This window comes from Streptomyces calidiresistens (genome assembly GCF_014141525.1).
Taxonomy (GTDB): domain Bacteria; phylum Actinomycetota; class Actinomycetes; order Streptomycetales; family Streptomycetaceae; genus Streptomyces; species Streptomyces calidiresistens.
On record NZ_VKHS01001280.1, the window covers coordinates 1 to 1,004 of the forward strand.

Annotated in this window: 1 protein-coding gene; it reads left to right on the plus strand. The window is 74.9% G+C overall.

Annotated features, from left to right (window positions below; all coding sequences use genetic code 11):
- Positions 1 to 57: 57 nt before the first annotated feature.
- A partial coding sequence (locus FOE67_RS26875; RefSeq protein WP_323385590.1) for a serine/threonine-protein kinase occupies positions 58 to 1,004 on the plus strand: 947 nt, incomplete at its 3' end.

Sequence of the window (1,004 nt, forward strand, 5' to 3'; positions counted from 1 at the left end):
GCATAAGCGCCAGCACAGGGACCGTTCCGCCCCCTCGGACCGGGTGACCCGCGCCGGGTGGACGGCTACGAACTGCGCGCCCGCATCGGATCCGGCGGCATGGGAGGCGTATACCTCTCCCACACCCCCGCCGGGCGACCCGTCGCGGTGAAGGTCGTTCGCCCGGAATTCGCCGACGATCCCGAGTTCCGCCGCCGGTTCGAGGCGGAGGTCCGGGCCGCACGACGGGTGCAGGGCGTCTTCACCGCCCCCGTCGTCGACAGTCGCACCGACGGGGCCGTCCCCTGGTTGGCCACCGCCTACGTGCCGGGCGTCCCCCTCAACGAGGGAATCCGCCTCTCCGGCCCCCTGCCGCTGCCCTCCCTGCTCCTCCTGATCGCCGGCGTGGCGGAAGCCCTCCACTCCATCCACACGGCGGGGGTCGTGCACCGGGACCTCAAACCGGGAAACGTCCTGCTCGCCGCCGACGGCCCCCGGGTCATCGACTTCGGCATCGCCCGGGCCGCCGACGCCACCCCGCTCACGGGCTCCGAGGTCCGCATCGGCACCCCCGCCTACATGGCCCCCGAACAGGTGATGGGGCGTGACGCCGGGCCGGCCGCCGACGTCTTCGCCCTCGGCCTGCTCGCCCACCACGCCGCCACCGCCGGCCACCCCTTCGGGGAGGGCACCGGACACGGGATGATGTACCGGATCGTCCAGGAGGCTCCCGACCTGACCGCGCTGCCGGACCCGCTGCGCGAGACCATCGCGGCCTGCCTGGCCAAGGACCCCGGACGACGCCCCTCACCGGACCGGATCGTCGAGGCGTGCCGACGGCTGAGCCCCGACGGTTCGCTGCGAGTGGCGGACGCCTGGCTGCCCGCTCCCCTGATGGCGGAGATCGCCCGACGGCAACGCCTGACACCGGGGGAGCCCGGAGAGGCCGGCGGCGCCGGTGATCCGGCCCGCCCGCCGGCCGGTCCTCCCACTCCCCCCGTGGCTCCCCCACCGATGCCAGTGGC